This is a genomic window from Curtobacterium oceanosedimentum, assembly GCF_020297365.1.
Lineage (GTDB): Bacteria > Actinomycetota > Actinomycetes > Actinomycetales > Microbacteriaceae > Curtobacterium.
Map to the genome: position 1 here is coordinate 1 of NZ_JAIXIG010000061.1, position 1,910 is coordinate 1,910.

2 protein-coding genes are annotated in these 1,910 nt (G+C 68.7%); both read left to right on the forward strand.

The window, feature by feature from the left end:
• Positions 1-1,017, forward strand: a 1,017-nt coding sequence (locus LEL83_RS15745; RefSeq protein WP_225559529.1) for a putative endonuclease domain-containing protein, incomplete at its 5' end; no start/stop codon positions are given.
• A gap of 128 nt (positions 1,018-1,145) precedes the next feature.
• Positions 1,146-1,706 (forward strand): YceI family protein, encoded by a 561-nt coding sequence (locus LEL83_RS15750; RefSeq protein WP_198657980.1) that lies wholly within the window; start codon positions 1,146-1,148, stop codon positions 1,704-1,706.
• Positions 1,707-1,910 lie beyond the last annotated feature (204 nt).

Consider the following 1,910-nt stretch of genomic DNA (forward strand, 5'->3'; position numbering starts at 1 on the left):
CCGCCCGCGCTCTCCACCGATGCCCCGACGCCCACTCCAGCCACGCCGCAGATCGCCGAAGCTGCCAGCATGCGAACAGCAGTCGAGGCCTTCCCCTCCGCACTCCGCGGCCGCCCCTTCCGCGTCCGCGAGGCACTCCGCCGCGGCGTAACCGCGAGTAGCCTCCGCACCAAAATGCTCTACAGGCCCTTCCACGGCATCCGTTGCTGGGCCCCTCCTGCCGACCACGAGCAGCGTGCACGCGCCGTCCTCCCGAGGCTCCGCCCCGACCAGGTCTTCAGCCACACCACCGCCGCCGTGATCCTGGGCGTCCCGCTTCCCCGACGACTCGAACGCGACCACCGAATCCACGTCAGCACGATCGGGAAGGACCAGAGCATCAGGGTCCGCGGCACCATCGGTCACCGCGTGCGTGCAGACCGCGTCCGTGTGGTGCACTCCGGAACAGCGAGGCTCACGCACCCGGCAGACACGTTCGTGATGCTCGCCGGCCTGCTCCGGATGGACGAGCTGATCATCGCCGGCGATGCGCTCGTCGGTCAGCTGCGCTGGTGCACGGTCGACGAACTCCGTGCCGCAGCTCGACGACACCGGGGTGCTCGCGGGATCCGCAAGGTCCGAGCCGCGCTCCGGGAGGTCCGCCCCGGCTCACGCTCCCCCGGCGAGACACGCCTGCGACTCGCCCTGACACGGCGTGGCCTGCCCGAACCGTTGCGCAACCACGACGTCGTCGTCGACGGCAGGTGGGTCGCCTGCGTGGACCTCGCCTACCCCGAGGCGCGTGTGGCCATCGAGTACGAGAGCGATCTGCACCGCACCGACGATCGCGCGTTCAAGAAGGACCTGACGCGGGGCGAGAACCTCAAGGACGTCGATTGGTGGCTCGTCCGAGCGACGGCCGACGACGTCGGCCCGTCTGTCGAGCGCTTCGTCGCTCGCGTCCGTCGGCTCCTGACCGTCGGGGCGGCCGGGAGGCACGACTCGCGTCCCAGGGGTCGGCCAGCGTCCGTCTGGTGAACATTGGTTGACGCTTCAACCATTCGGGTGCACAATGGGGTAGCATCAGAATCGATGCAGGCGCATGGAACGAGTCCCGTTCTCAGGCCTGCTCGGGCACTGCAGACAAACGCTTCGAAGGAGTCACCATGACGCTCACCGCTTCCGCCATCCCCGGCTACCAGACCGGTACCTGGACGATCGACCCGACCCACTCCGAGGTCACCTTCTCGGTCCGCCACCTCGCGATCAGCAAGGTCAAGGGCTCGTTCGAGCGCTTCGACGCCACGCTCGTCACCGCCGAGAACCCCCTCGACTCGACCCTCGAGGCCTCGATCGACGTCGCGAGCATCAACACCAACCAGCAGCAGCGTGACCAGCACCTCGCCACGGGCGACTTCTTCCTCACCGAGGAGCACCCGCAGATGACCTTCAAGTCGACCGGCATCCGCGAGGACGGCGACGACATGCTCATCGACGGCGAGCTGTCGCTCCGCGGCGTCACCAAGAACGTCACCCTGAAGACCGAGTTCGGCGGCGTCACCACCGACGGCTACGGCCAGGTCAAGCTCGGCGCCGAGGCGACCACGAAGATCGACCGCACCGAGTTCGGCGTCAACTGGAACGCTGCTCTCGAGGCCGGTGGCTTCACGCTCGGCAACGACGTGACCATCAACCTCGACGTGCAGTTCGTCCTCCAGGCGGCCTGAACACCTGACACCTCGACCCGGCGGTCACCGCGGGGCCGCAGCACCGCCGCACCGCTCGGCCACCCGCTGAGCAGCACCGCGATGTGACCTGCGGGACACCGAACCTGCAGAACCCTGGCGAACGGCCCGACTCCTCTCTCGGAGTCGGGCCGTTCGTCGTGTACAGCGGACGCGCCGGACGCTCCGGCGGACTGCCCTCTCCCC